The organism is Streptomyces sp. NPDC025721 (genome assembly GCF_055558595.1).
In genome coordinates this window covers 1-25,987 of the sequence record NZ_JBVHMF010000001.1, presented here as the reverse complement: position 1 = coordinate 25,987, position 25,987 = coordinate 1, and the positions used below count along the sequence as shown (strand labels likewise).

General features: G+C 70.7%; 29 protein-coding genes and 2 pseudogenes. 17 read left to right on the top strand and 14 right to left on the bottom strand.

The features are described 5' to 3' along the window. Window positions 1–7 precede the first annotated feature (7 nt). The 3 genes and pseudogenes from ACZ4EF_RS00155 to ACZ4EF_RS00145 form a co-directional block, all read right to left on the bottom strand. Window positions 8–1,690 carry a serine/threonine-protein kinase gene (locus ACZ4EF_RS00155; RefSeq protein ID WP_467501887.1) on the bottom strand — a complete coding sequence of 561 codons (1,683 nt, stop codon included), beginning with the start codon at window positions 1,688–1,690 and terminating at the stop codon, window positions 8–10. Between the two features lie 367 nt (window positions 1,691–2,057). After that, entirely contained in the window at window positions 2,058–2,741 is a 684-nt protein-coding gene (locus tag ACZ4EF_RS00150) for an NPP1 family protein (RefSeq protein WP_467501885.1), read from the bottom strand. Window positions 2,742–3,059: 318 nt separating this feature from the next. Further along, a pseudogene (locus tag ACZ4EF_RS00145) lies at window positions 3,060–3,173 on the bottom strand (IS5/IS1182 family transposase); the annotation flags it as partial. Between the two features lie 33 nt (window positions 3,174–3,206). Between ACZ4EF_RS00145 and ACZ4EF_RS00140 the strand changes: the two are divergent. Further along, window positions 3,207–3,545: a hypothetical protein gene (locus tag ACZ4EF_RS00140; RefSeq protein WP_467502652.1), complete on the top strand. Its 339-nt coding sequence runs from the start codon at window positions 3,207–3,209 to the stop codon at window positions 3,543–3,545. A gap of 52 nt (window positions 3,546–3,597) precedes the next feature. Here ACZ4EF_RS00140 and ACZ4EF_RS00135 read toward each other — a convergent pair whose 3' ends face one another. Then, window positions 3,598–4,089 carry a hypothetical protein gene (locus tag ACZ4EF_RS00135; protein ID WP_467344494.1) on the bottom strand — a complete coding sequence of 164 codons (492 nt, stop codon included), beginning with the start codon at window positions 4,087–4,089 and terminating at the stop codon, window positions 3,598–3,600. A gap of 474 nt (window positions 4,090–4,563) precedes the next feature. On the opposite strand from ACZ4EF_RS00135, the gene ACZ4EF_RS00130 reads away from it, so the two are divergent. From ACZ4EF_RS00130 to ACZ4EF_RS00120, 3 genes are all read left to right on the top strand, one after another. After that, the gene (locus tag ACZ4EF_RS00130; protein ID WP_467501883.1) at window positions 4,564–4,770 is read left to right on the top strand and encodes a hypothetical protein; all 207 of its coding nucleotides are present in this window, start codon (window positions 4,564–4,566) and stop codon (window positions 4,768–4,770) included. After that, on the top strand, window positions 4,749–5,147 hold the full coding sequence (locus tag ACZ4EF_RS00125; protein WP_391159172.1) for a class I SAM-dependent methyltransferase: 399 nt from the start codon (window positions 4,749–4,751) through the stop codon (window positions 5,145–5,147). Before ACZ4EF_RS00130 ends, ACZ4EF_RS00125 begins: the two co-directional genes overlap by 22 nt. A gap of 678 nt (window positions 5,148–5,825) precedes the next feature. Then, window positions 5,826–6,308, top strand: coding sequence for a nuclear transport factor 2 family protein (locus ACZ4EF_RS00120; protein WP_391042429.1), 483 nt, complete (start codon window positions 5,826–5,828; stop codon window positions 6,306–6,308). Window positions 6,309–6,415: 107 nt separating this feature from the next. Here the strand turns inward: ACZ4EF_RS00120 and ACZ4EF_RS00115 are convergent, their stop codons facing one another. Further along, entirely contained in the window at window positions 6,416–6,844 is a 429-nt protein-coding gene (locus ACZ4EF_RS00115) for a MarR family winged helix-turn-helix transcriptional regulator (protein WP_402710405.1), read from the bottom strand. A 119-nt stretch (window positions 6,845–6,963) separates the two neighbouring features. On the opposite strand from ACZ4EF_RS00115, the gene ACZ4EF_RS00110 reads away from it, so the two are divergent. The 6 genes from ACZ4EF_RS00110 to ACZ4EF_RS00085 all read left to right on the top strand — a co-directional run bounded on the left by ACZ4EF_RS00110 (window position 6,964) and on the right by ACZ4EF_RS00085 (window position 11,331). Then, a complete protein-coding gene (locus ACZ4EF_RS00110) occupies window positions 6,964–7,095 on the top strand; it encodes a hypothetical protein (protein ID WP_467501881.1) in 132 nt (43 codons plus the stop codon). Window positions 7,096–7,652: 557 nt separating this feature from the next. Continuing rightward, window positions 7,653–7,871, top strand: coding sequence for a hypothetical protein (locus tag ACZ4EF_RS00105; protein ID WP_467501879.1), 219 nt, complete (start codon window positions 7,653–7,655; stop codon window positions 7,869–7,871). A 91-nt stretch (window positions 7,872–7,962) separates the two neighbouring features. Next, a complete protein-coding gene (locus ACZ4EF_RS00100; RefSeq protein WP_467501877.1) occupies window positions 7,963–8,388 on the top strand; it encodes a hypothetical protein in 426 nt (141 codons plus the stop codon). A 23-nt stretch (window positions 8,389–8,411) separates the two neighbouring features. Then, the gene (locus tag ACZ4EF_RS00095) at window positions 8,412–9,833 is read left to right on the top strand and encodes a tetratricopeptide repeat protein (RefSeq protein WP_467501875.1); all 1,422 of its coding nucleotides are present in this window, start codon (window positions 8,412–8,414) and stop codon (window positions 9,831–9,833) included. Window positions 9,834–9,876: 43 nt separating this feature from the next. Beyond that, window positions 9,877–10,221 carry an effector-associated constant component EACC1 gene (locus ACZ4EF_RS00090; RefSeq protein ID WP_467501873.1) on the top strand — a complete coding sequence of 115 codons (345 nt, stop codon included), beginning with the start codon at window positions 9,877–9,879 and terminating at the stop codon, window positions 10,219–10,221. Beyond that, complete coding sequence (locus ACZ4EF_RS00085) at window positions 10,222–11,331, top strand: caspase, EACC1-associated type (protein WP_467501871.1); 1,110 nt, start codon at window positions 10,222–10,224, stop codon at window positions 11,329–11,331. It begins immediately after the preceding gene. A 262-nt stretch (window positions 11,332–11,593) separates the two neighbouring features. Here ACZ4EF_RS00085 and ACZ4EF_RS00080 read toward each other — a convergent pair whose 3' ends face one another. The 3 genes and pseudogenes from ACZ4EF_RS00080 to ACZ4EF_RS00070 all read right to left on the bottom strand — a co-directional run. Beyond that, the gene (locus ACZ4EF_RS00080; RefSeq protein WP_467501869.1) at window positions 11,594–11,977 is read right to left on the bottom strand and encodes a RidA family protein; all 384 of its coding nucleotides are present in this window, start codon (window positions 11,975–11,977) and stop codon (window positions 11,594–11,596) included. Beyond that, window positions 11,974–13,101, bottom strand: a complete 1,128-nt coding sequence (locus ACZ4EF_RS00075) for a mandelate racemase/muconate lactonizing enzyme family protein (protein WP_401718391.1) — start codon at window positions 13,099–13,101, stop codon at window positions 11,974–11,976. The genes ACZ4EF_RS00080 and ACZ4EF_RS00075 overlap by 4 nt, the downstream gene beginning before the upstream one ends. A gap of 136 nt (window positions 13,102–13,237) precedes the next feature. Beyond that, window positions 13,238–13,996: pseudogene (locus ACZ4EF_RS00070) on the bottom strand (creatininase family protein); the annotation flags it as partial. Between the two features lie 41 nt (window positions 13,997–14,037). Between ACZ4EF_RS00070 and ACZ4EF_RS00065 the strand changes: the two are divergent. Further along, the gene (locus tag ACZ4EF_RS00065; protein ID WP_467501867.1) at window positions 14,038–15,009 is read left to right on the top strand and encodes an ROK family protein; all 972 of its coding nucleotides are present in this window, start codon (window positions 14,038–14,040) and stop codon (window positions 15,007–15,009) included. 74 nt (window positions 15,010–15,083) lie between these two features. On the opposite strand, the gene ACZ4EF_RS00060 is transcribed toward ACZ4EF_RS00065, so the two are convergent. Genes ACZ4EF_RS00060 through ACZ4EF_RS00040 form a run of 5 tightly spaced genes read right to left on the bottom strand, consistent with a single transcriptional unit; the run spans window position 15,084 to window position 20,278 of the window. After that, complete coding sequence (locus tag ACZ4EF_RS00060) at window positions 15,084–15,908, bottom strand: ATP-binding cassette domain-containing protein (protein ID WP_355335829.1); 825 nt, start codon at window positions 15,906–15,908, stop codon at window positions 15,084–15,086. Then, window positions 15,905–16,801, bottom strand: coding sequence for an ATP-binding cassette domain-containing protein (locus tag ACZ4EF_RS00055; RefSeq protein WP_467501865.1), 897 nt, complete (start codon window positions 16,799–16,801; stop codon window positions 15,905–15,907). Before ACZ4EF_RS00055 ends, ACZ4EF_RS00060 begins: the two co-directional genes overlap by 4 nt. After that, on the bottom strand, window positions 16,798–17,706 hold the full coding sequence (locus ACZ4EF_RS00050) for an ABC transporter permease (protein WP_401718383.1): 909 nt from the start codon (window positions 17,704–17,706) through the stop codon (window positions 16,798–16,800). Before ACZ4EF_RS00050 ends, ACZ4EF_RS00055 begins: the two co-directional genes overlap by 4 nt. Next, window positions 17,703–18,707 carry an ABC transporter permease gene (locus ACZ4EF_RS00045; RefSeq protein ID WP_355335820.1) on the bottom strand — a complete coding sequence of 335 codons (1,005 nt, stop codon included), beginning with the start codon at window positions 18,705–18,707 and terminating at the stop codon, window positions 17,703–17,705. Before ACZ4EF_RS00045 ends, ACZ4EF_RS00050 begins: the two co-directional genes overlap by 4 nt. Beyond that, window positions 18,704–20,278 carry an ABC transporter substrate-binding protein gene (locus ACZ4EF_RS00040; protein ID WP_355335818.1) on the bottom strand — a complete coding sequence of 525 codons (1,575 nt, stop codon included), beginning with the start codon at window positions 20,276–20,278 and terminating at the stop codon, window positions 18,704–18,706. Before ACZ4EF_RS00040 ends, ACZ4EF_RS00045 begins: the two co-directional genes overlap by 4 nt. 54 nt (window positions 20,279–20,332) lie before the next feature. Between ACZ4EF_RS00040 and ACZ4EF_RS00035 the strand changes: the two genes are divergently transcribed. The 3 genes from ACZ4EF_RS00035 (at window position 20,333) to ACZ4EF_RS00025 (ending at window position 23,024) form a co-directional block, all read left to right on the top strand. After that, window positions 20,333–21,253 carry an IclR family transcriptional regulator gene (locus tag ACZ4EF_RS00035; RefSeq protein WP_401718379.1) on the top strand — a complete coding sequence of 307 codons (921 nt, stop codon included), beginning with the start codon at window positions 20,333–20,335 and terminating at the stop codon, window positions 21,251–21,253. Between the two features lie 95 nt (window positions 21,254–21,348). Beyond that, window positions 21,349–22,386 carry a serine hydrolase domain-containing protein gene (locus tag ACZ4EF_RS00030; RefSeq protein WP_467502610.1) on the top strand — a complete coding sequence of 346 codons (1,038 nt, stop codon included), beginning with the start codon at window positions 21,349–21,351 and terminating at the stop codon, window positions 22,384–22,386. Between the two features lie 122 nt (window positions 22,387–22,508). Further along, a complete protein-coding gene (locus ACZ4EF_RS00025; RefSeq protein WP_467501862.1) occupies window positions 22,509–23,024 on the top strand; it encodes a hypothetical protein in 516 nt (171 codons plus the stop codon). A 120-nt stretch (window positions 23,025–23,144) separates the two neighbouring features. Here ACZ4EF_RS00025 and ACZ4EF_RS00020 read toward each other — a convergent pair whose 3' ends face one another. Beyond that, window positions 23,145–23,528 carry a hypothetical protein gene (locus tag ACZ4EF_RS00020; protein WP_467501860.1) on the bottom strand — a complete coding sequence of 128 codons (384 nt, stop codon included), beginning with the start codon at window positions 23,526–23,528 and terminating at the stop codon, window positions 23,145–23,147. Between the two features lie 177 nt (window positions 23,529–23,705). Here ACZ4EF_RS00020 and ACZ4EF_RS00015 point away from each other — a divergent pair, with 177 nt between their 5' ends. From ACZ4EF_RS00015 to ACZ4EF_RS00005, 3 genes are all read left to right on the top strand, one after another. Continuing rightward, window positions 23,706–24,647, top strand: a complete 942-nt coding sequence (locus tag ACZ4EF_RS00015; RefSeq protein ID WP_467501859.1) for a LysR family transcriptional regulator — start codon at window positions 23,706–23,708, stop codon at window positions 24,645–24,647. Window positions 24,648–24,768: 121 nt separating this feature from the next. After that, window positions 24,769–25,338 (top strand): SigE family RNA polymerase sigma factor, encoded by a 570-nt coding sequence (locus tag ACZ4EF_RS00010; RefSeq protein ID WP_355336418.1) that lies wholly within the window; start codon window positions 24,769–24,771, stop codon window positions 25,336–25,338. Further along, entirely contained in the window at window positions 25,335–25,838 is a 504-nt protein-coding gene (locus ACZ4EF_RS00005; protein WP_401850995.1) for a PASTA domain-containing protein, read from the top strand. The genes ACZ4EF_RS00010 and ACZ4EF_RS00005 overlap by 4 nt, the downstream gene beginning before the upstream one ends. Window positions 25,839–25,987 lie beyond the last annotated feature (149 nt).

Below are 25,987 nucleotides of genomic sequence, written 5' to 3'. Positions count from 1 at the left end.
TGCCGGGCTACGCCCCGGGACGCTCCTCGCACTTGCCGTATCCCGCGGCCCCTTGGACGTCGTGACAGGCGAAGGCGTGGTAGGTGCCGGTCACCCATTCGGTGTGCAGACCTCGCGTCCCGTCCGACATCAGGGGTTCCCATTCACGGTTCGCGTCGGTGCCGCAGCCGATGTGCATCGTGTAGTACTCGCTCTTGGGAAGCGTGCGCCGCCACGTCGTCACACCGCCCGAGACGACCTTGGTGGCCTCCCCCCTCCCCGTGTCCGCCTGCACGTAGAGGCCGTCGTCCACCGGCTTTCCCGAGTCGCAGGTGACAGAAGCGGTGATGGAATACGGGCCGCCCGCCGGAGTGGTCGGGGCCCGGGTGGGCACCGTCGACGGCGTGGTGGGGTCGGTCGTGGCAGGGCCCCCCGTGGGAGGGCCGCCCGTGGCCTCCGTACCGGGTCCGACGGCGGGGCCGCCCGCCGCGCCGTGGTGCGTCGGGCGCGGCGAACGGGACGGATGGGGCGCGGTGGACAGCGGGCCCCCGGCCGTGGGGGCCGAGTTCGCAGAAGCGGGGAGCGAGGGCGGGCCGGACGCACTCGGACGCGCTCGGTGGTGCTGGGGCATCGTCAGGACTGCCGCCACGCCGACGCAGAGCACCACCGCGGCCGCCGTGAGCACAATCGCGCGCACGCGGCGGCGACCCGGCTCCGCGCCCAAGGACACCGACGGGGTGGGCCAGGGGCGCTGTTTGGGCACCGACGTGCCGCCCCGGCCGGCCTGGGCCCTGTTCCGCAGTACGGCGGCGAGGCGACCGGGCGCGGTGCGGGAGGCCCGGTCCGCAGTGCCATCCCCCTTTCGCCACCGCGATACGCCATCGGCGCCGAGGCCGACCAGAGCGGCCTGAACGGCGTCCGCCATCTCCGCCGCGTCGGCGAACCGGTCCTCCGGAGCCTTGGACAGCGCGCGCAGCACCAGCTTCCGCACGACGTCCGGGATCCCCTCGGGCATGTCCGGTACCGGGGCCGAGGCGTGCAGGGCGACGTAGGACTCCGGGTCCTCCGCGTAGAAGGGCGGCTGACCGCACAGACACTCGTACGCGATGACCCCGACCGCGTACAAGTCGGCTGACGCCGTGACCTCGCCCGGCCCGGCCTGTTCCGGGGCGCTGTACTGAGGGGTACCCATGACCATGCCGTGGGAGGTCAGCCGGGCCGCTCCCACCGCCCGGGCCACGCCGAAGTCGGTGACAATCACCTTGTCACCGTCACCGAGCATCAGGTTCGCCGGCTTCAGGTCCCGGTGCGTGATCCCGCGCTCGTGCACTGCCCGAAGGGCGTCGAGGACCTGCACGACGATCGTCAGCGTGCGGACGACGCCCAGCGGCTCGCCCAAGTCCGTGAGTTCGCTCAGGGGACGCCCGTCGAGCAGGTCCATCACGAGGAAGGCGGCACGCGGGTCGTCGCTCTCGCCGAAGTCGTGGACGGTCACGACGCCGTGATGCTTCAGGCTCGCCAGAATGCGCGCCTCGTCCCGGAAACGCTCGGAGAACCGGGGACTGTTCATTAGGCCTGAGTGAAGAAGTTTGACGGCGACCTCGCGTCCCAGCACAAGATCCCGTGCGCGCCACACCTCACCCATCGCCCCCGAACCGACGTACCGCACTAACCGATACCGATTCCGCAGAACGACGTCTTGTCCGCCCATGCCTATCCCCCGCGCTCCGATGTCCCGCCCTGTCCCGTGGTCTGGCAGGATAGGTCACCTCGTATGGCTGACCGCACATATGCGCCACCTCTGCGGCTGCCTAAGTCCGGCCTCCGAGTTCGGCGTTGGGCTGGTCGGGGGAGCCTCGCCGTGAGTCGTATCGGATGCGCCGTGGGAGCGGATCGAGCCGCTGTTGCCCAAGTGGGAGCGGCGGTTCCGGTATCCGCGCCGCCAGCGGGTTCGACAACGGACCGACACGCACGACGCCCCCGCGTCGGCGGGGGCGTCGTGGTAGTCAGGGCTGGCCGGGGTGACCACTCTGGAGCGCACCGTGGTTAACGGGGCGCTTCCGCGTGGGCGGCAGGCGTCATGCGCCCTGGAGGTCGAGGGGGATGTACCGGTTTCCCCTGGCCTGGTTGAGCTGGTCGCCGAATGTGCCGGTACCGAGCTTGATCGTGGCGCTGCCGAAACTCGTGTGATAGATGAACTTGTTCCGGAAAGCGACGCTGGGATAGCCGTTCCAGCCGACCAGGCGCGGGAAGAACCAGTTGTCCGTGACGTTCTCGACCGCGTCGTCACCGCTGTTGGCGAATCGGAAGCAGTGCGTTGAGCCGCCGTCCTTGTGGTAGACGACTTTCGGGTGACCGCCGGGGTCGAAGCGAACCTGACTGCGGTCGTGGGTCTCCCAGCCCTTGTGCTGCGAGACCGAGACGTACTGGATCTGGTTGTTCTGGACCCAGACGATGACGTGCTCGAAGTCATGACGGTGGCCAGCGCAGGCGCCGGAAACGCATGCCGAGACCTGGTCCTTCTCGAAGTAGCTGGCGTACATGATCGCGCACCATCCGTGGTTGCACCACTTGCGCGAATAGGTGTTGGACTGGTCGAGTTGACCGTAGTCGTGGCAGTGCCCATTTGTGGCGCCGCCCGGCTTCAGTCCCGGATTGACGTATCCGTCAGAGCTGATCGCCGCTGTCGCGTAGCAGCCGTCCCCGTCGTAGTCATAGGCGGGAGAGAATGCCTGCTCCGTGCCGTCTGCGTTCTGCGGCATTTTGTTGATCACATTGGCCTGCGCGGGCGCCGAAAGGGCCAGGATGAAGGCGATTGCGGCGAACACGCTTACCGCCACTGCTCCCCACCGCCCACGTGGCGCGCGCCGCGTTCGAGGTCTGGGAGCCGACCCCTCGGTCCGTTCGACTGCGCTAGAACCTTCCACTGAATTCCTCCCTGGGCTCAGAGTCGTTGCCTCACGCGAATCTGCTGGATCCGCGGGATTTCTCCCAAGGCGCCTTGGGACAATCACATTTCACCACCCGCGGATCTGCGGGCTTAACAGCGTTGAGGTAACGCTGAGCTTTGTAGCGGAAGGGGACTTTAGCCGTGCGATGCCGCGTTCGACGGGGGTACGTGCCTGGGCGAGGGCTCGGTTGACGGTGCGCCGGGTGGGGGTAAGTGCCCCGCAGGCTGGTCGTCTGAGACCGGTGGCAGCTGGTTCGTCTGGGAGGCGGACTGCTGGATGAGCCCCGAGTCGTTCGACGGCGCCGCCGCACGGGTGCCCGGCATCGCCTTCCCCCTCGCCAAGGAGTGGCAGTGGGAGTACGACTACTCCGACGACACCCTCCACTCGCCGCTGCTCCACGAGACCTACCTGCACGGCTCGGCGCTGCTGGGCAAAGGAAGACCAGGGGCGTACTGGACCCTGGTGGTGGCCGGGCCGCAACGCGGCCAGGTCTGGTGGCTCAGAGACGGATGCGCCGCGCCCTACGCCGATGCACCTCAGGATCAGCAAGCAGGCGACTTCCTGACCTGGGCGACTGACTGGCATACGGGACAAGGCTGGTGGCAGACCGAGTAGCACCGCCACTCGCAACTCGCGTGCTGGGAGCGACAGTAGGGACGCGTTGAGGTCACGCGATACGCCGTGCGGCTCCCGTCGGCCAGATGACGGTGACGGGGATGCCGAGGGCGCGGGCCTCTTCGACGACGTCGGCGGTGCCGCCGCCTTCGGTGCCGGGCGGCATGCCGTTCCAGACGGCGACAAGACGGTCGGCCCGGCGCAGCAATTCGCTGTTGGCGGCTTCGTACGCGTCGCGACCGGCGGTGGCGTGGTCCATCACCACTGCCTCGGTGGCGGCAGCCAAAAGCCGGTCGAATTGGGCGGCGTGCGCATCCTTGACCTTCGTCTCGCGGTAGTCGCGGGAAGGGATCACGGCGACGAGGCTTCCGCCGGCGTCGAGGACGGCTTCGGCGAACAAGGAGTCCGCCCCGGCGGCGATGCAGGAGACGCCGACCAGTTCACCGTCCGCCACGTCACTCATCAACTCGCCGAGGGCTGCGCGAACCAGGGGGACAGAAGCATCGGTGAGGTCCATGTGGCCGGTCACGGCGAGGATGGTCACAGCGTTCCTTGTCAGTCGGCGAGTTGCTCGCGGAGCCTAGCGCGCGCTTCTCGTACGGGTGCCGAAGTACCGTGACCCACCGTGTAGGCGCACAGCTCCGCCATGCCCTCTCGCACGCGTCCGGAGTGGACGCGCTCGGCGACGTCGCAGGCTGCTGGGTCTCGGCAACGGCTGCAGTGAGGTCGCCGGAGAGGAAATAGACCTCGGCCAGGCCGAGGCGGTCCAACGCGTGTGATCTCCCGGCCTCCGGTCCTCGACGGGTGAGTGCGGTGCGGATCTGTTCCTCGGCATGCCCGGCGTGGAGCCGAGGGTCGCGCCGGGCGAGATGACGCCGGCGAGTTCCGCTTGATCGAAGTAGCCGATCCAGTACGGCTCGTCGAGACCGGCGGCTGCAAGCACGTGCCGAGCTTGCTCCGTAGCGCGGTTGAACGCCGCTGTCCTGCCCAGCGCGGCCAATGCCCATGCCTCTCGCGTGTGGAGCATCGCGCGGAGCCGGGGTCCGGCTTCGTCACGGACACCCTCTGTGCGGAGGGGTGGATCACCACTCCCGAGGTCGAGGCCGTGATGCGTGCCGTCTCCCGGCACGCGTTCACCCCCGAGGTGAGCGTGAGGAAGGCGTACGAGCCGTACGCGGCGGTGCCGACGGCCAGGTCACCACGGTGGACATCGAACCCGTCGTGACCGACCGGGCCCGCCTGCCGCTGGACGCGCACGGCTACAGCCGGGTCACCGTCGTCACGGCCGACGCCGCCCAGCCCTCTCCCGGCCTGGGGAAGGTCGACGTCCTGATGGTGACCGTCGACGCCTGGGACGTCCCGCCGACGTGGATCGACCAACTCAAGCCCGACGGCCGCCTGGTGGTGCCGCTGCGGATGCGCGGCCTGACCCGTTCCATTGCCTTCACCCGCGTCGGCGACCACCTGGAGAGCGAGTCCGCGAAGATCTGCGGCTTCGTGCCGATGCAGGGCTCCACCGCGCACAACGAGGAGTTGACGCTGGTCAACGGCACGCCGGAGATCCGGCTGCTCATCCCCGCGGGCGCGGGGAGCGGTATTTGATCACCGCGCTGTGCAGGGAGGTGGCGGGCCCATTCCCGCGAGCGCGGGAGCAGCGTCGCCTTTGCCTGGCGGAAACTCCAGATCGGGGTCCATCCCCGCTCGCGCGGGGAACAGGCTGCCTGACCTGCAGTCATTGCGTGGACGCAGGCCGCACAGAACCAACTTCAGAGAAAGCCGCAAAACACGTATTGCCGCCCCGGGCCGACACGCAGTCGCCCAGCCTACGGCCACCACGAGGGGCCCGGCTACGCGAACCTGGCCGCCTTGGCCGCACCAACTTCCAGACGGCCAACCCACGAGCGCAGCTGGCAGAAGCAGCAGGGATGAGACCCACACCTCCCCCAGACCCAGATTGCTGAACCCAGCCCACCACACGACACACCGGCTTGACAGGGCCAGCGCCCGCACCCCCGAAGGTTGCAGGTCGGGGGCGTTCGCCCCCGTCCACGAGCGTCCAGCAAGCCCTGGAGCCACCACCCCGGCCCAGCTCAGACCATCCACGCCCCGGCGCACACCAAAGCAGAACGTCGGAGAGCGTGTTGAAGGCAACCCCTCACCGGTTCGAAAGCCATATTCTCCAGAAGGCTCGCCGGCCACGACGGGAATCGACCGGGATCAGGCTGGGGCGGATCTCGTACGGCGGCGGTGACCGTTCCAGCAGTCTCCGCCAGCCCCTCGATGCTGGGACCGCTGAATCCGGCGAGGTGGGTACCGTCGCGATCGGCCGAGGATTCACAGGTCGGCAGGGCGAGGAGGATGGGGATGGGGATGGGGATGGATCAGGTGGCTCTTGAAGCCGCTCTTCACGATGCCGAGCAGAGGTTGCAGGCCGCGGTTCGATCAGGTGATGCGCGGGCATTGGACGTGCTCCTGGACGACCGGGTCGTCTACACGGGGCCGGACGGCAGCACCGTGACGAAGGAGGAGGACCTGGGGGCGCACAGGTCCGGGACCTTGGCCGTCGAGGTCTTCGAGCAGCAGGACCTGGACGTGACCGTGGTGGACTCCACCGGGATCACCCGCGTACTGGCCGGGCTTGAAGGCACCGCCGGCGGACATCCGTTCAAGGCGCGCCTTCGCTACACCCGCACCTGGATCCACGTTGACGGCACCTGGCGCGTCCTGGCCGCCCACGCCAGCGCCGTACCGGATCTCGGGTAGAGGCCTCCACGAGTTCGGATCTCGTGTCCTCCGCCATCGCTCTCACCGGGCAATACGGCGTCGGCCCGTCATGGCGGCGGGGGGCAGCGGAACCGCGCGGCGGGTGGTCAGTCGGTGACGTTCGAGGCGAGGCGGTCGAGGGCCGCGGAGACGGCGGCGAGTTCGGCGGGGGTGAAGCCGAGGTGGAGGCGGCGGTCGAAGTCGACGGCGGCGTCGCGGAGTTGGAGGAAGAGCGCGTGGCCGGTCTCGGTGAGTTCGACGACGTGGACGCGGCGGTTGTCGTCGGCACGTCGACGGGTGAGGAGGCCGTCGCGTTCCATCGCGTTGAGGTGGTGGGTCAGGGTCGCGCCGTGGATGCCGATGGCGGCGGCGAGACCGCGCTGGTTGCCGAACCGTGTCGTCTCCAGCGACATCAGGATCAGCCACACCGGCAGCGACCCACCGGCAGCGGTGAGCGCCGCGTCGAACTGTCCTGAGACGACCTTCGCCACCCGGGTGAGATGCATCCCGAACGGCGGGCCCTGCGGCGCTGGCATGGCCGCGAGTCTACAACGGATCCTTGCTGACCTAATCGTTTGATATCCAACGCTTAGAGATCCTAATCCCGCCCGGCGGCGTCCACGGCTTCCGCAACGACTCCGGCGAGGCCGCCTCGATGCTGCTGCTGTTCTCAGCGGGCGCTCCGCGCGAGGAGTACTCCGAGCGGCTGGCCACCCTGGCCGAGGACCCGATGGGCGACGCGGAGCGCGACGAGTTCATGCGCCGTCACGACACGTACTGGCTCTGACGGCGTCCGTCACCGACCCGTCGACGCCGCGCCCGCGCCCACGCCCGTACCCGCACCCGTACGAAGAAGAGTGTCATGACGACCGCAACGGGCGACCCCGCCGCGTCGCTCACCGAACTCACCGAACTCACCGAACTCACCGACCGCTGGGCCGACGCCGAACGTACCGGCGACGCCGACGCCTTGGCCGCGCTCGTCACCGATGACCTCACCACGGTCGGGACCGTTCGGATTCGTCCTCGACCGCGGGCAGTTGCTCGATCGCTACGGCGGCGGCGACCTCGTGACGTACGCGTTCGGCTGGACGCTCGACTCCATCCGCGTCCACGGGGACACCGTGATCGGAATCGGCCACGCCCGCCACGACTGCGCGCACCGCGGCCAACGCGCCGGGGGCGACTCCCGCGTCGCCGTCCTCGCCGACCGTGACGCAAGCGGTAACGGCGGGGACGACCAACTACGCCTGGCGGCAGTGCAGTTCAGCCCGATCGCCGACCCGCGCGGCGGCGGTGACGGCAAGCGCACGAACCGCACCACGACACCACGGAGGACGCACCATGAGGGAGTTGCCCCCCACCGGCACGCGCGGCAACACGATCGGTTCGAACGAGCTGCGCCACCCGGTCATCGGTATCCGCGACGGCGCCACCTGGCTGGTCCGCCCACCGACGAGCAGCGAGAGCGGATCACTACCGCGACCGACGATGCGCGACCTGGTCGCCGCGTGCAGCAGCACCGCACGAGGCCGGATGACCGGTGCAGGGTCACGGCCGTGAGCCGGTGGAGGTCTTCACCGCCCCTTGCGGCCTCGCACCTGACGTGCTGTCATCAAAAGCAACGCAGTCACCCGGGCCTCAGGGGGAAGCCATGGTGGGACGCCGCCTCAGAGAAGAAATACGTCAGGCCGAGCGAATGGCCCGCGCCGTCCCGAATGCGCGGCAGAGAGCAGCCGCCCTGACCGACTTGGCCGTTCAGGTGGCCATCGGTCCGGGCGACATCGCCGAGGCCGAACGCATCGCGAACTCCGTCACCTACGAAGACCACATCGTGCAGAACGGTCGGGACTTCTCTGTCCGCGTACTGGCCGAGCAGTTGGTCGCCGTCAACGCCCCTGAAGCCGAGCGCATCGCGCTGACCATCAGGACGGATCACGAACGGGACGGCGCGTTCGCCAACATGGCGAGGACGCTGGCGACGACGGACAAGCGCACCGCGAAGCGCCTGATCGAGCGCATCGGCCCGGCACCCGTGAAGGAGAGCATGCTGGACGATCTCGCCAAAGGCCGCCTTTGAGCCGCCGCGACGAACGGGACCCGATGGAAGAGCAGGCGGAACAGCAGTACGACGAAGCCGCAGAGGGCGGCGACCCGGACGCGATGATCCAGTTGGGCTGGCTGTTCCAGAAGCGGGAGAACCGCTCAGAAGCCGAGCGGTGGTTTCGGCGAGCAGCCGAAGCCGGGCATGCAGAGGGCATGTTCCGCTTGGGAGGGATCCTCCAGGAGCGCGGGGAGTCCGCGGAAGCGGAGCGTTGGAGCCGTCAGGCCGCTGACGCGGGGAACGTGCCCGCGATGGGCAACGTGGGATCCGCGCTGGAGCAGCGCGGTGAACTCGCGGACGCCCAGGACTGGTACCGCAAGGGGGCGGATCGTGGTGACGTCTTCTCCATGTGGCGCGGTGGACTGCTGCTGGAGCAGAGCGGCCGTCTCGACGACGCGCGAGAGTGGCTGCGCAGAGCGGCGGGTTCTGACGACGCGGGCCAGGTTCTGGCGCGGTGCGACGCGATGAGGGATCTCGCGCGCATCGCGGTACAGAGCGGTGACTCGGCGGAGGCGGAGCGGCTTCTGCGGGAAGGCGCCGGGGCTTTGGCGAAGGCGGACGACCTGCCCGAGAAGCAGGGGCGCACGCTCATGGCCGATCTGCTCACCCTGCTCGCCTCGCTGCTGTGTGAGCGCGGTGAGTTGGCCGAGGCCGAGAAGTTCCTGCGGTGGGCCGCCGGCGAGGGACACGTCCCCGCGATGCTCAGCCTCGGGAACGTGTTCGATCAGCAGGAACGGCTCGTCGAGGCCGAGGAGTGGTACCGGCGAGGGGCTGAGACCGGTCACCTCCGCTCGGCGCTGATGCTGGCGTCGCTGCTGGCGGAGCAGCAGCGGCCGGCCGAGGCGGAACCGTGGTTCCGGCACGCGGCAGAGGAGGGAGTGCCGACGGCGATGCACTTCCTGGGCACCCTGCTGGAACAGCGAGGCGACGTGGCCGAGGCGGAACAGTGGTACAGGGAGGCGAGCGAAGCCAGGATCGACGATTCGATGCCACGGCTGGCCTATCTGCTCGAAAAGCGCGGTGCCACGGCCGACGCGCTTTTCTGGTACCGGAAGTCCGCTGCCACCGGGAACACCTTGGCCATGGTCAAGGCGGGGTCGCTGGCGAGGCAGCAGGGCGACGTGGACGAGGCCGATCGGTGGTACGAGCGAGCCGCCCAGGCCGGTAACGAATTCGGCATGTACCTCGTGGCCAACCTGCGCATGAATCGAGGCGAGTTGGAGGATGCTGAAATGTGGCTCCGCCGGGGATCCGCCGTCAGCAACGGCAGTTGTATGGCGATGCTCGGTATTCTCCTGGCCACGCAGGGGGACGTGGCCGCCGGGGAGCGGTGGTGCAGAAAAGCGGTCGACGCCGGAGTGCCCAATGCCGTGACAGATCTCAAGGCCGTACTGGAAGCACAGCACGGGCCCGGGAATTGAACCGCGAAAGTCCTCAACAGGGGACTCCCTGAAGGGGAGAGCGATGCAGGCGTACATACGGCTGACCGGTGAAACGGCCCGGGCGGATCTGACAGGGCTGGCCGACTGGCTGTCGCGCGAGGACGGGCTCCGCGGCTGCTCCGCCATCGAGCCGCCCGAGCCGAGCCCCGGCCACATGGGCGGGATCTCCGAAGTCCTGATCGTGGCCCTCGGCGCTCAGGGAGCCGGGACTGTCCTGGCGGCGTCGGTGTCCGTGTGGATCAGGCATCGCCGGCCCTCGGCGGACATCGAGGTGACCGGCCCCAGCGGGCGGAACGTCAAGATCTCCTTGCGCGACGTGCCGGCGGCGGATCTGGAACCCTTGCTCCGACGCGTCCTGGAGCGGTGAATGCGCCTGCCCGACCCGCTGCGGTCCCGAGCGGTGCTACTGGGTTTCGACACGTTCACCGATCCCGCGCTGACGGACCTGCCCGCCGTGACACACAACATCGACGACCTGGCCGAGGTGCTCACCAGCCCGTGGGGGACAGCCCTCCCGGACAAGCACTGCGCACGGCGCGGCAAAGCGGAGCCGACCGCCGGGCTCGCTGACGCACCATCCATCGGAGCCCGATTGGCCGCCGCCGCCGATGAGGCCGAGGACCTCCTGCTCGTTTACTACGCCGGTCACGGCCTCATCGGCCCGGACGGCGAGCTGTATCTGTCCCTGCCCGGAACCTCCAGCGAACCGGATCTGGTCGCGTGGACGGGAATACCGTTCACTCTGATACGCCGTACGCTGGCGAACGCGCGGGCGAACAACAGAGTCCTCATTCTCGACTGCTGCTTCTCCGGCCTGGCCATTGGCGCGATGGCCACGACCAGCTCCGTAGTGGCGGGCCACCTGGAGGTGGCCGGCACCTGCACCCTGACGTCCTCGCCGGCGAATCGCCCTTCCAACGCTCCTGTCGGCGCACGCCACACCGCATACACCGGCGAGTTGCTGGATCTCATGAGGCACGGGACCACCGACGCCGCAGAATTCCTCACTCTGCAGGCCATTCACGAGCACCTCGCCAGGGTTCTGCCCAGCAAGGGGCATCCGCGGCCCGAGCTGCGCAACACCCATACGGTCGGCCGTCTCGCACTGGCCAGGAACCGGGCACACTCGGGCATCTCCGATCCGGCCGCGATGGTCAACGAGGCCACCCGACTCGAGCGGCTCGGTGACAGCGACGGTGCCGTTCAGTGGTACCGCGAGGCGGCGCGCGCCGGGCGACCCGACGCGATGAGGGAACTTGGGCGGTTGCTCGAACGGGACGGGAATCGCGTTGAGGCGGGAATATGGCGGCGCAAGGCCGCCGAATCCGGGGATCCCGCCACCATGCACGAGCTGGGAGTCAGCTCATGGCACACCGGGGATCTCGCTCAGGCCGAGAGCTGGCTCAGGAAAGCCGCGGACGCTGGGCTGCCCGAGGCGGCGGAAGACCTGGAAAGGCTGCTGAGGCGCCGGAAGTAAGAGCCATCCGGTGGCGGCCCCCGCCCGCCGACCGAGCGCCGTGCCGGTCCGTGCTGGGCGACGTACGCCGGTACCCGTACGCGGTGCTGAGCTGCGCTGTCCGGTGGGGAGTCGAACCCCCGCGTCGCTCTTCACGCGGACCACCGCTCAGCGCGACGCGTACGGCTTCGGCCGCCGGCGCCCCGGACGGTTCCGCCGCGGCCGGGGGAGGGATCCCCGTATCGGCCGCGACGGACCGCGGAGAACCGTCGGAGCGGGCGGCTCAGGCGGTCGGGAGGAGGGCGACGACGTCGATTTCCACGAGGATGTTCATGAGGTCGGAGCCGACGGTGGTGCGGACGGGGTAGGGGGCGGTGAAGAAGGGGCGGTAGGCGGCGTCGAAGGCGGCGAAGTCGCGGTGGAGGTGCTGGAGGTGGACCGTGACCTTGACGACGTCGTCGAGGGTGAGGCCGCGCTCGGCGAGGACGGCGGTGAGGTTGCGGAGGACCTGGCGGGTCTGGTCGCCGACGAGTTCGGGGACCTCGCCGGTGAGGGGGTCCTTGGGGCCGAAGCCGGCCGTGTAGAGGAAGCCGCCGGCGACGACGCCCTGGCTGTAGGCGCCCGCGGGCTGGGGCGCGTGGGCGGTGCGTACCGCTTCCTTGGTCATCCGGTCAGATCCCCGTCCCGCTCGTTGGCCTCGGCGAAGTGGCGCAGCTTGTCCTCGTCCACGCTGACTCCCAGGCCGGGCCCTGTGGGTACTCGCAGACGGCCGTCCGCGAGGTGCAGCGGCTCGATGATGTCATCGGCGTGCAGGTAGTACATGCTGTCGATCGCGCGGGAGAGCACGGGGGTGCTGGAGACGACCGCGAGATGCGCGGCCGTGGCGATGCCCAGCTCACCGCCGCTGTGCAGGTTCATGCCGAGCCCGAACGTCTCGCAGTGGGCGGCGAGCGCCTTGGTGGCGGCGATACCGCCCCACTTGTAGACGTCGCCGTGGATGACGTCGACCGCGTTGAGCCGCATCGCGGGGGCGAAGTCCTCGAACCGTACGACGCACATGTTGGTGCACAGCGGTATCCGGACCTTCGCCTTCACCTGGCTCATGCCCTCGATGCCGACGCAGGGGTCCTCCAGGTATTCGAGGTCCAGCTCCTCGAGGGCGATCCCGGCGCGTACCGAGTCCGGTACGGACCAGGCCGCGTTCGGGTCCACCCGCAGATTGATGCCGGGCAGGGCGGTGCGCAGCGCCCGCAGGATGGCCACGTCGCCCGCGACATCGGTGGTGCCCTTGAGTTTGACGGCGCTGAAGCCGCCCTCCTCGACCACCCGCGTCGCGTGCTCGGCGAGCTGTCCCGGCAGGGCGGCGGGGCTCGCGCCGGGCGCGTCGGCGCGGGTCACCAGGGCGGTGATCGGCACCTCGTCGCGTACGGGACCGCCCAGCAGGTCGGTGAGCGACTGGCCGGTGGCCTGGCCCATGGCGTCCCAGCAGGCCACGTCGAGGGCGGCGATCGCCGCGTACCCGAGGTAGCCGTGGAAGAAGGGCACCATGTGCTGCTTGCGGTGGAAGCTCTCCAGGGCGAACGGGCTGGTGCCGATCAGATCGTCGGCCATCGCCCGGACGATCGCCGCGACGGGCCGGCCCCACATCGTCTCGCCCCAGCCCTCGACACCGTCGTCGGTGCGGATCCGCACGACCGTCCTGGTCTCCCCGGTCTTGGTCTCGAAGGAGCTGGTGAACGGGTTGAGCAGGGGCAGATTGACCACCCATACGTCGACGTCAGTGATCTTCATTCTTCTCCTCAGCTCGGATGGTGGCCGCGTCGGGGACAGCGGTGGCCGCGTCGGCCCTAGGTACGGTGACCGCGTCAAAAGGCCCCGCGGTCGCCGCGTCAAAAGCCCCCGCGGTCGCCTCGTCAAAAACCCCCGCCGTCGCCTCGTCAAAAGCCCTGATCGCCCGCGCGAGCCCCACCGCCCGGTCGGCCAGCAGCCGGCGCCCGGCCCCCGCGTCCGCGCCGGAGGCGTCGTCGGTCGATCCGCCGACCCGCGCCCACTCGCCGTGGCGCTCCACGGTCAGGCCCGGATACGGCGGGTTGTCGAAGAGCGGCGGCGGATCGACCGGGGCGCGGGCGGCGACCGGGGTACGGACGAGCTCCGGGTGGGCGGCGAGCATCAGGGAGGTCTCGAACCAGCCCGCGTGCCCCGGAGTCACCTCGGGCCTGCCCCCGTCGGGCTCGCCGTCACCGGACGTGACCGTCCAGTACGAGCAGGCCGCGACGGTGACGTCGGCGCGCAGCGCGAAGCGCTTCACGGCCAGCCGCATGATCTCGTCGTTGCCGCCGTGCCCGTTGACGACCATGATCCGCCGGTAACCGCTGGTCACCAGGGAGTCCAGGACGTCGTCGAGTACGGCGCCGAGCGTGGCGGCGGACAGCGAGACGGCGGCGGCGAACAGGTGGTGCGGGCTGTGGCCGAACGGGAGGGCGGGCAGCCGTACGAGCTCCGAGGGCGTCGGGTCCCGGTCGAGCAGCGCGGCGGCGGCGTCGAGGACGGCCTCGGCGAGGAGCGTGTCGGTGCCCATCGGCAGGTGGGCGGCGTGCTGCTCCTGCGATCCGATGGGCAGCAGGGCGATTCCGGTCGCCCCGGCCCCGCGGACTTCGCGCCAGGTCAGCCGGGTCAGATCTCTCACAGCGCTACCTCCCGGAAACCGTGTCGTGGCAGAGTCGGCGCATGGTCCATGAAGGTTCTCCGTTGCGGCTGGTGCCCGAGCCCGCGCCGGGGACGGTCGCGCCCCGGCCGCCGCGGACGCTCGGAGCTGTCGAACTGGTGCCCGGACGGGTCCGGGCGGCGGTGCTGACGATGTCCGGCGCGGTGCTGCGCCGGGCCGAGGCGTCGTACGACGCCGCCACGGCCCTGCCCGCCGACATCGACGCGGCGCTCGCGCTGGCCGCCGAGGTCTTCGCCGGGTACGAACCGGTCGGGGTCGGCGTGGCGGCGGCCGGGATCGTCGATCCCGGCGCCGGTCTGATCACCGAGGTCAACGACGTACCGGCGCTGCACGGCTATCCGGTGACCGCCCGGCTCGCGGCGCTGACCGGCGCCCCGGTACGGGTCGAGCACCGGGCCAGGCTCCAGGTGCTCGGCGACCGGTGGTTCGGCGCCGGGCGTGGCCGCCGTACGTTCGCGTCGGTGTCCACCGGTGAGGTGCTGGGCGTCGGCATCCTGTACGACGGCCAGGTGCTGGCCCCGGCCGGCGGCCGCAGCGGCGCCCATATGACGGTGTCGGCCAGCGGCGAGGCGTGCACCTGCGGCGGGCGCGGCTGCTGGAAGACGGTGGCCACCACGCGCTGGCTGCGCGAGCGCGCGCGGGCGGCCGGGCTCGGCGACGGCGCCACCCTCGCCGCGCTGGTGGAGCGCGACGACGAGGCGGCCCGCCGGACGGTCGAGGAGTACGCGGAGAACGTCGCCCTGGGGCTGATCAACGTCCAGCACTTGTTCGCGCCCGGGCTGTTCGTCCTGCACGGCGAGGCGCGCGAGGGCGGTGAACGGTTCCGGACGCTGATCGAGGAACGGCTGCGCTCCGACGTCGCCTCGGCCGGAGCCTCCGCGGGGGCCGAGCTGCCGCAGGTACTGGTGAGCGGCGCGGCCGTGGACGATGTGGCGCTGCTGGGCGGCGCGGGGCTGGTGCTCTCCCGCCTCTAGGCCCGGCCCCGTCGCCGAACCCACCTTCGGACGCACCACACGCCGCACCTCAGGTCCCGCTTCGGACCCCACCTCTAGACCGCCTCCGTACGGGGGCGGGACCGCGTACGGCGGGCGCGGCGCGGGTCGGGTACGGGCACGGCGTCCAGCAGCTGCCGGGTGTACGGGTGCTGCGGATCGCCGAAGACATCGGCCGCGGCGCCGACCTCCACCAGCTTGCCGTGCCGCATGACGGCGACCCGGTCGGCCACCTGCCGGACGACGGCGAGGTTGTGCGAGACGAAGACATAGGTGAGGCCGAGGCGCTGTTGCAGCTCCGCCAGGAGGTCGAGCACCTGCGCCTGCACGGAGACGTCGAGCGCGCTGGTGGGTTCGTCGAGCACCACGAGCCTCGGTTCGAGGGCGAGCGCGCGGGCGATCGACACGCGCTGGCGCTGGCCGCCGGAGAACTCGTGCGGGTAGCGGTCCTGGATCGTCGCGGGCAGGCCCACCGACTCCAGCAGCTCGCCGACGCGTTCGCGGGTACGTGCCCGGCCGCGTCTGCCGCGGGCGTCCGGATCGTGGGTGATCAGCGGTTCGGCGACGATATCGGAGATCCGCATGCGCGGGTTCATGCTGGAGTACGGGTCCTGGAGGACGACCTGCATCTGGCGCCGTACGGACCGCAGTTGGGCCGGGGAGAGGGCGGCGAGATCCTGGCCGTCGAACCGGACGCTTCCGGCGGTCGGCTCCATCAGCCGGAGCAGCAGCCGGGTCAGGGTGGTCTTGCCGCAGCCCGACTCGCCCACCAGGGCGAGGGTTTCGCCCTCGGTCACGGTCAAGGACACGTCGTCGACCGCCACATGGACCGGCCTGCCGCCGAACTCCTTGCGCAGTCCGTCGAGTTCGAGCAGCGTCATGCCGACTCCAATCGTGGGGTGGCGTCCAGCAGCCGCCGTGTGTAGTCCTCGGCGGGGTGGTCGAAGACGTCCATGACGTCCCCGCTCTCCACGACCCGGCCCGCGTTCATGACCACGACCCGGTCGGCCGTCTCCGCGACGACTCCGAGGTCGTGGGTGATCAGCACGACGGCCATGCCGTGCTGTTCCTGGAGTGCGACGAGCAGGTCGAGGATCTGCCGCTGCACGGTCACGTCGAGCGCGGTGGTCGGCTCGTCGGCGATGAGCACGCGCGGCCGTCCGACCAGCGCCGTCGCGATCATCACGCGCTGGCGCAGGCCGCCGGACATCTCGTGCGGATACTGCCGGTAGCGCCGCTCGGGGTCGGGGATGCCGACCTCGTCCAGCGCGGCGACGGCCGCCTCCTTGGCCTCGGCGCGGGAGACGCCCCTGTGGTGCCTGAGCACTTCGGCGACCTGGGCGCCGACCCGCTGGAGCGGGTCGAGGCTGGTCATCGGGTCCTGGAAGATCATGGCGATGTCGTGGCCGCGGACCGCGCGGAGTTCCTTCTCGCTCACGGCGAGCAGGTCGCGTCCCCCGAAGCGGATCTCGCCGCCCGCGTACACGCACGGCGGCTCGGGGTTGAGGCGGAGCACGGACAGCGCGGTGGCCGTCTTGCCGCTGCCCGACTCCCCCACCACGGCGAGGGTTTCGCCCGCGCCGACCTGGAGGCTGACGCCCTGGACGGCGTGCACGGTGGAGCTGTCGAGCCTGAAGTCGACGCTCAGATCGGTGATGTCGAGTACGGGTTCGGGGCGGGCGGGTGCGGCCCCGGCCCGTGTCGTACGGTCGCTCGGCCTCGTAGGGTCGGCCGGCTCCGTGCGGTCGGTCGGCCTCGTGCGGTCGGTAGTCATCGGCGGTACGCCTTCGGGTCCGCGACGTCGCGCAGGGCGTCGCCGGTGATGTTGACGGCGAGCGAGGTGACCATCAGGGCGATGCCCGGGAACACCGCGACCCACCAGGAGGTGCCGAGGTAGAGCTGGCCGTCGGCGAGCATCGAGCCCCAGGTGACGGTCTCCTTGGGCACGCCGAGTCCGAGATAGCTCAGCGACGCCTCGGCGACGATGGCCGCCGCGATGTGCAGCGTGCCGATGGTGGCCAGCGGCGCCATCACGTTGGGCAGCAGGTGGCGGCGCATGATCGCGCTGTCGGTGACACCGATCGCGCGGGCCTCGGTGATGAAGTCGCGCGAGCGCAGCGACATCACCTCGGAGCGCACGACGCGGGCGTACGAGACCCAGCCGGTGAAGCCGAGCACGAGGATCACGTACCAGAGCCCGGAGCCGAGGAAACCGACGACGGCCAGGGCCAGCAGGATGGAGGGGAAGGCCAGTTGGACGTCGGCGAGCCGCATGAGCACCCGGTCGAGCCAGCCGCCGAAGTAGCCGGAGGCGAGTCCGACGGCGGTTCCGATCACTCCGGCGAGCAGCGCCGCGCCCGCGCCGACCAGCAGCGAGATCCGGGTGCCGTAGATGACGCGGGAGAGCATGTCGCGGCCGAGCTGGTCGGTGCCGAGCAGATGGGCGCCGCTGCCCCCGGACTGCCAGGCGGGCGGCTTCAGCCGGAGCAGCAGGTCCTGGGCGTTGGGGTCGTGCGGGGCGATCAGCGGTGCGAAGACCGCGAAGACCAGCATGACCGTGAGTACGGCGAGCGCGACGACGGCGAGCTTGTTGCGCAGCAGGGTCCGCAGGGCGGCGGCGCGCGGGCCGGGCCCCGCCGTCGTCGCCGGTGCGGCGACGGCCGGTGATGTGACGGTCATCGGGACGTCCTCACCCTCGGGTCGAGGAAGCTGTAGGAGAGGTCGACGAGCAGGTTCACCACGACGAAGGTGGCGGCGAAGAACAGCACGGTGGCCTGGACGAGCGGGAAGTCGCGGTGCGAGATGGCCTCGATCGTCAGCTGTCCGACGCCGGGCCAGGAGAAGACCTGTTCGGTGAGGATCGCGCCGCCCAGCAGGCTGCCGACCTCCAGGCCGACCACGGTCACCACCGGCAGCGACGCGTTGCGCAGGCCGTGGGTGAGCACCACCTTGACCGGGCCGAAGCCCTTGGCGCGGGCGGTGCGGATGTGGTCGGAGGACAGGACGTCGATCAGCGAGGAGCGCAGCAGCCGCGCGACGACGGCGACGGAGTACACGGCGAGGGTGACCGCGGGCAGCACGAGGTTGGCGAACGTGCCGTAGCCGGAGGCGGGCAGCGCGTGCAGTCCGACGGCGAAGACCAGGATCAGCAGGATGCCGACCCAGAACGGCGGGGTCGACTGGCCGAGCAGCACGCCGGTCATCACGGTGCGGTCGGAGGCCCGGCCGCGGCGCATCGCCGCGAAGATGCCCGCGGGGACCGCGACGACGAGCGTCACCACCAGTGCGGCGGCGGCCAGTTGGAGCGTGGCGGGCAGCCGGTCGGCGAGCACGGTGCGTACCGGCTCGTTGTAGAAGAGGGAGTTGCCGAAGTCCAGGCGCGGCAGCCCCCACAGGAAGTCGAGGTACTGGGTGAACAGCGGCCGGTCCAGGCCCAACGACCCGCGCAGCACGGCTTCTTGCTGGGCCGTCGCGTCGGGCGGCAGCAGCAGCTTGACGGGGTCGCCGGAGAGCCGGACGAGGAAGAACGAGACGGTCGCCGTGCAGAGCAGGACCAGCAGCGCGGTGCCGAGCCTGAGCAGGACGGTGCGCAGCAGCCGCAGTCCCGCGCGGTCGCGGGTGCGTTCCCGCGGCTCGCCGTCGGCGGCGGACGGCCGCCGCTGGAGGGAGATGTCGGTCATCGGGAGACCTCCGCGCTCGACATGTCGAGGACGCCTGCGGGGCCCGGCTTCCAACGCGGCCGTCGGTTGCGGGCGTAGATGTTGTCGAGCTGGTAGAGGAAGACGAACGGCGCTTCTTGCTGCATCAGCCGTTGCAGGTCGGCGAACGCCTGGGTGCGCTTGGCGGGATCGACGGAGAGTTCCTCGATGTCGACGAGGCGGTCCGCCTCCTTCGAGTGCCACCGGCTCTGCCTGCGGTCGCTGCGGACGTTCGACTGGATCATGCTCTCGCCGTCCAGCGTCCAGATGGTGCTGGCGGCCAGGTACATCGGGCCGAGCGCCGAGTGGTTGGTGGAGGTGAGCCGGCTGGCGTACGTGCCGGGGTCGAGAAGGCTGACCTTGGCGCGTACACCGGCCTTGGAGAGGAGTCCGGACAGCGCCTCGGCGACGTTGGAGTCGTTGTTGGAGGCGGTGAGCGTGGTGCTGAAGCCGTGCGGGTATCCGGCGTCGGCGAGCAGCGCGCGGGCGGTCTCCACCGAGCGGGTGAACGGCTTGACCGAGGGGTCGAAGCCGAAGGCGCCGTGCGGGATCATCGCGGGCACCTCGCGCGCCTTGCCGCCGAGCACCGCCTTGATCAACAGGGGTACGTCGATGGCGTGGTTGAGGGCCTGGCGCACCCGCCGGTCGCTGAGCGGCCCCTTCTCCAGGGTGTTCAGGGACAGGTACGAGGTGCGGATGCCGGTGTAGGCGTCCAGGGTGACGCCGGGGTAGCCGTCGAGCTGCTGCGCGGCGTCGGGGGTGAGTCCGGCGACGAGGTCGACGCCGCCGCTCTGGAGTGCGGCGAGCGAGGACGAGGCGTTGGGCGCCGGGCGGAAGACCAGTTCGTCCACGTGCGGGCGGCCTGACCAGTGCTTCGGGTAGGCCCGCATGCGCAGTTCGTGGTCGCGCTGCCAACTGACGAACGTGAAGGGCCCGGTGCCGACGGGGTGGGCCGCGAAGCCCCGGTCGCCGACCTCCGCGAGGTAGCGCGGCGGCACGACGACGCCGCCGAACAGGGAGAGTTTGTCGGGCAGGATCGGGTCGTGCAGCGTGGTGTGGACGTCGATGGTGAGCGGGTCGACCACCGAGACGCTCTTCACGTACCGCAGTTCGACGATCGGTGACTTGGTCTTGGGGTCGAGCAGCCGCTCGATGGAGAACTTGACCGCCGCCGCGTCGCACACCTCGCCGTTGTGGAACGTCACGCCGGGGCGGAGCGTGAACCGCCAGGTGCGCTCGTCGCGCGCCGTCCACGTCAGCGCGAGCCGCGGGTGGAGGGTGTTGTCCTGCCCGCGGGTGGTGAGGGTGTCGAACATGTTGATCAGGGCGTTCATCGAGACCATGTCGCCCTGCTTCTGCGGGTCCATGGTCACCGGGTCCCCCGGCTGCGAGACCCGCAGGACGTTGCCCGCGCCGCTCGCCGGGTTGGCGCCGCATCCCGTCAGCAGCCCGGGCGCGGCGATGGCCGGCACGAGCAGGCCGCCGAGGCGCAGGACGTCGCGGCGGCGCGGACGGCTGCGGTCCACGGCCCGCCCTTGACGTATTCGTTCCATTGAACAACACATCCGTTCCGGCAGATGGAATGCGGTTGGGTTAAGCTAAGCGACATGTCGAAAGCGGTCAACACCCGAGCCAGCGAGCAAGAGCCCGCGAAGGGTCCCGTCGACAAGGCGATGGAGGTGCTCGAAGCGCTCGTACAGACCGGTGGCCCGCACCGGTTGGGCGATCTCGCACGACGCACAGGACTGACCAAACCGACCGTCCACCGCCATCTGAGAACGCTGGCCGAGTACGGCTTCGCCCAGCCCGCCGAGGGCGGCAGCTACCGCGCCGGACCCCGCCTGCTGGGGCTCGCCGCCGCCGCGCTGCACGACAGCCGCGACCTCGCGCTCGCCCGCCCGGTCCTGGCCGACCTGCGGCGGCGCACCGGACTGCTCGCGCAGTACGCCGTACGCCACGGCGACGAGGCCGTCCTGCTGGCGGAGTCCGAGCCCGCCAGCGAGTACCGGATGAGCGGGCGGCCGGGCGGCCGGGTCCCGCTGCACAGCAGCGGGGTGGGGCTCGCGATGCTCTCCGCGCTGCCGCCGCACGAGACGGCGGCACTGCTGGACGCCGGGCCGCTGGCCGCGCGCACCCCGCGCACCCTCACCGAGGCCGCGGAGCTGCGCGCGCTGCTGCGGGACGCGGCGAGCACCGGTTACGCCGTGGACGACGAGTACGACGAGCCGGACGTACGGTCGGTGGCCGCGCCGGTCCTCGACGGCGAGGGGCGGGTGGTGGGCGCGATCGGCGTGCGCGGCCTGACCTTCACGCTGGACGAGCGGAGTGCGGAGATGTTCGGTCCGATGGTGCGGGCGGCGGCGCGGACGGTGTCGGGGGGGCTGGGCGGTGTGGGCGGCCCGGGGCGCGTGGGCGGCTCGGGCGGTGTGTCGGGCAGGGGCCCGGTCGGCGCGGCGGGAGGCATCTTGGGCAGCGTGCCCGCGACGCCGTTTCTTGTGGTGGACACCGAGGCGGGTGAGCTGGCGTGAGCGGGGTCGGGGACGAGTTCGGGGCCGGGTTCGGGGGCGGCGCTGACGCCGGAGCCGGGGGCGGGGCTGACGTCGAGGCCGGGGCTGGCGTCGGGGTGGGGGTCAGGAGCGCGCTCGGGGAGATCGTCGCCGCCGGGCGTACGCGCCGCGCGTACTCGGGCGCCGCCTGGTCCGTCGGTACGGCGGCGGGTCCGCTGGACCGCGGCTGGACCGGCACCCGCGCCTGGGACGGACCCGCGCTCACCGGCGACGAATTGTGGGACCTGGCGTCGGTGACGAAACCCGTCGTCGGCCTCGCCGTGATGGCCCTGGTCGACCGCGGGGCGCTGGACCTCGCGGGCACCGTCGGACGGTATCTTCCGGCCTACCGGGGCGGCGACAAGGCCGACCTCACCGTACGGCACCTGCTCACGCACACCTCGGGGTTGCCGGGCCAGGTCCAGCTCTACCGCGAACACCCCACGCGCGAGGCCCTGTTGGAGGCGCTGCGCCTCCTGCCGCCGCGCTCGGCGCCCGACACCCGGGTCGAGTACTCCTCCCAGGGCTTCATCCTGCTCGGCCTCATCGCCGAGAGCGCGGCGGGCGAACCGCTGGACGCACTCGTGGACCAACTGGTCTGCGCGCCGCTCGGGTTGAAGGACACCGGCTTCAACCCGGACGAGGCGGGCCGCGCGCGGGCCGTCGCCACCGAGGACTGCCCCTGGCGCGGACGCGTGGTGGCGGGCGAGGTGCACGACGAGAACGCCGTGGTCATGGGCGGAGTCGGCGGCCACGCCGGGCTGTTCGCCCCTCTCGCGGACGTGGAACGGCTCGGCCGGTCGCTCGCGGGCGGCGCGCGCGAACTGCTGCGCCCCGAGACCTTCGCCGAGATGACGGCCCCCCACACCGACCACCTCGCCCTGCGCCGCGGCCTCGCCTGGCAGGGCCAGGACCCGGTCGGCTCCCCCGTAGGCCCCTCCCCCGGCCCCGACTCCTTCGGCCACACCGGCTTCACCGGCACCAGCCTCTGGATCGACCCCGCCACCGCCCGCTACGCCGTCCTCCTCACCAACCGCGTCCACCCCTCCCGCACCGCCGACGGCATCACCGCCGTCCGCCACGCCTTCCACACGGCGGCGGCCACTGTGGAGTGACGGGCCGTCAACTCCCCGTACGGCAGGCGCGATACGGACGGGCGGCGCGATACGGACGGCCGGCGGGTCCGTTCCCGGCGTCCTCTGGCGCCGCCGTCACGCGATGGCCCAAGGTGGCCCGCATGGACTGGTTGCCACTGCTCTCCACCCTGGCCGGCGCCGCGATCGGCATCGTCGCCACCCTCATAGCCGACCGGAACCGCTGGAAGCGCGAGGACGACAAAGAAGCCCTCCGGCTGCGGCTGGACATCTACACGCAGTACACCAGCACCGTGAAAGTGCTCGGCGAGACCCTGCGGGCCCTGGCCGGACGGGACCACTCCTCCGACGACGCACGGGCGTTCGCGCTGCGCGAAGCCTTCCGGGAGTCAGGCATCGCCACCGCCTCGGAACGCATGTGGCTCATCGCACCCGAACCCGTCGTCAAAGCCTCCAACAACGTCTTCCACTGCCTGCGCCGCATCTGCGACGGCTACGCCGCCGGCACCGCCCTCGGCAGCACCGAAGACCGGGCCCGCTGGGAAGCACGCGGCAAAGCCGCCGCCGACATGCGCAAACTCATGCGCGAGGACCTCCGCGTCGGCCCCCTCACCGAACGCCACACCAACACCCTCGACGCCGACACCCCCACCACGTAGGACCCACACGTGCGGCGGTTGGACGTCAGCACCCCCCTGCGCCGCTGACGTCCAACCGCGGTCACACGTACACCGGTTCAGACCGAGACGGCCGTGATCGGTCGGTGCCGTCAGGCCGGGTCAGTTGGCGTTCCCGTGCTCGGTGGCGCACCACTTGCGCGCGCCGTTCGCGCCGTCCTTCAGGCAGACGGTGATACTGATGGCGGTTCCGCTGGGGATGTTCGCCGAGTCGTTCTGCGCGCAATTTCCATTGGCGCCGTCGGCGTCCTCGACCGTCACGACATTGCTCTTTCCCGAACCGATCCAGATCATCTCCGCGAAGGCGCGATAGCCGTCCGCCTGGATGTCACAGGCAAGGAGGGTGTCGCCCGCGCCGGTGTAATACGCCTCCCCGCCCGGATTGCCGTCCGTGGTGTAAATGGCGCCGGTACCGGCGCTCGCGGGTCCCGCCGCCACGACAGCCGCGGCGGTGGCGACGACGGCGACACCAGCCGCCTGCGCCAACCGGCCCGCCCGGATCCGCCGCCTTCCGACACGTGCCTCCGAGCGCCCACGCAATTTCATCGTGTCCCCTCCCCGAGGCGCACCATGCGCCCCGCGTGACCCAATCGTTTCAAGGGCCATTCGGGAATTCCAGGACGGGGCGATGACACTCAGGGCCTGATCCATAAACTGACGGTTATGACCGAAGCCGAGGACGGTACCGGCAGGGCGAGCAGGCCGGGTCGGCCCGAACCCACTGTCCACCAGTTACGGCTCCTGCTCGTCATCGCGCAGGAGTTGCATTTCGGGCGAGCGGCGGCGCGGCTGTTCATGTCGCAGCCGGCTCTCAGCAGACAGGTGCGGGCTCTGGAGGAGCGGCTCGGTTTCCCGCTGTTCGAGCGCGGCAGCCGGAAGGTGGAGGCGACCGAGGGCTGTCTGGCGCTGCTTCCCCAAGCGGAGTCCGTGGTACGGGAGATGGACCGTCTGCGGGAGGCCGCGCGGGAACACGCCAGGGGGCCGTCGGGACAACTGGTGGTGGGGGCGATCGGCGCCGAGACGTCAATGCCGCATGCCCGGGCCGTCCTTGACGAACTCCGCCGCCGTTACCCGCGGATCAGCGTGGAGATCCGCAACCTCAACTTCGTCGACCACATGACCCGGTTGATCGACGGCGAGGTCGACGTGGTCTTCTCGCGCCCGCCGGTCCCGCCGGGGGTTCAATCGCTCCACATGGCCAGCGAGGCGCGGGTCGTCTGCCTGCCCGCCGACGACCCGCTCGCGGCCCGCGCCTCGGTAGCGCTCGCCGATCTCGCGGGTCGGCCGGTGGTGGACGTACCTCCCGAAGTACCGCGCCCGTGGTGGGACTTCTGGGTGACCGATCCGCGCCCGGACGGTTCGCCCGTCCGGTACGGCCCGGTCGCGGCCGACCTGGAAGCGCTGCTCCACACCGTTTCGGCCGGTACCGCCGTGGCGTTTCTCCCCGCGGCGGCCCGCGGCTTCTTCCCCCGTCCCGGGGTCGCGTACGTCGATCTGAGCGACGTGGCACCCTGCACCTCCGCCCTGGCCTGGTCGGCCGCCTCCCGAACCCGCCCTGCTGTGGCGGCGATCCGGCAGGCGGCGTCCGCCGTGCTCGCGCGGTAGGCGACCGGCCGTACCCGGCCGGCGAGGCCAGATCTGTGGTCCAGGTCACACCGGGGCCGTGCAGCAGACGGGGCCGCTTCCACGTCAAGGAGGGGTGACAGGAAGGGAGGAGCGTGTGGATCTGGAACTGGCAACCGAGCGGATACCGCGTACGGAACTGAGCGGACCCGAGCCGGTGGAGAACGACTTCCACGCCTTCGTCGTCGCCCGGTCGGCCGTACTGTTCCACGGCGCGCTCGTCTTGACGGGAGACCGGCAGACGGCGGAGGACCTGGTCCAGGAGACTCTGGAACGGGCGTGCCGCAAGTGGCGCACCATCGCCGCCAAGGACTCCCCGGACGCGTACGTACGGCGGATCATGGTGAATCTGGCCAACGACAGATGGCGCAGATTCCGCCGTACGGTCCCGTATCAGGACGGCGTCGACAGGGCCGCTCCGGGGGACCAGTACGGACAGGTGGACACCCGGGACCAGTTGGTCCGCGCTCTTCAGGGTCTGCCGATGCGCATGCGGACGGTCGTGGTGCTGCGGTATTTCCACGACCTGTCGGACGCCCAGATCGCAGCCGATCTGGGGATCTCGCTGAGCACCGTACGGTCCCAGCTCACTCGCGGAATCGACAAGCTCAGAGGCCGGTTCCCCGCGCCCTCCGCCCCTTCGCCGCCGCAGCCCACGGAAGGAACACGATGACGTCACACGGTTCGCGGCCTTCCGGCTGCACGGGTTACACACCCTTCGAGCAGGAACTGGTGAACTCCATGAACGACTTCGTCAACGGCGCAGAGGCGCCGCACTTCGACACCGCGGCCATCGCGCGCGGGGCCCGTCGCAAGCGGGCCACGGCCATCGCCGGTATCGCCACCGCCCTCGTCGTGGCCGGCACCGGCACCGCCCTGGCCATCGGCACCTCCGGCGGCTCGCACGACTCGCGGCCCGCCGCCCACACGTCCGCCACGACCGACAAGAACCGCACCACCGTGCAGTACGGCGAGATTCCCATCCAACTGGCGGGCTTCACGCTCGACTTGGCCAGGCCCGTCCTGGTGGACAAGGCCCAGCTCAAGATCGGCCGGGTCATCAAGACGGCCTCCCCCGGCTGCAAGCCGGGCACCGTCATCGCCGTCTCCCCGCACGCCCCGACCGTCGTCCACAAGGGCGACACCGTCAATCTGACCCTCTGCGCAGGATGATCTGACGGATCATCACAGGGGTGGGGGGGGGGGGGGGGGGGGGGGGGGCAACCCCCCCCCCCCCCCCCTCGAGACACCGCTTCGCTCGCAGTGTCGAAACCGTTGGTGGTTGCCTGGTCGGCTGCGGGGGCCAGGGGGTGTTTTTCGGG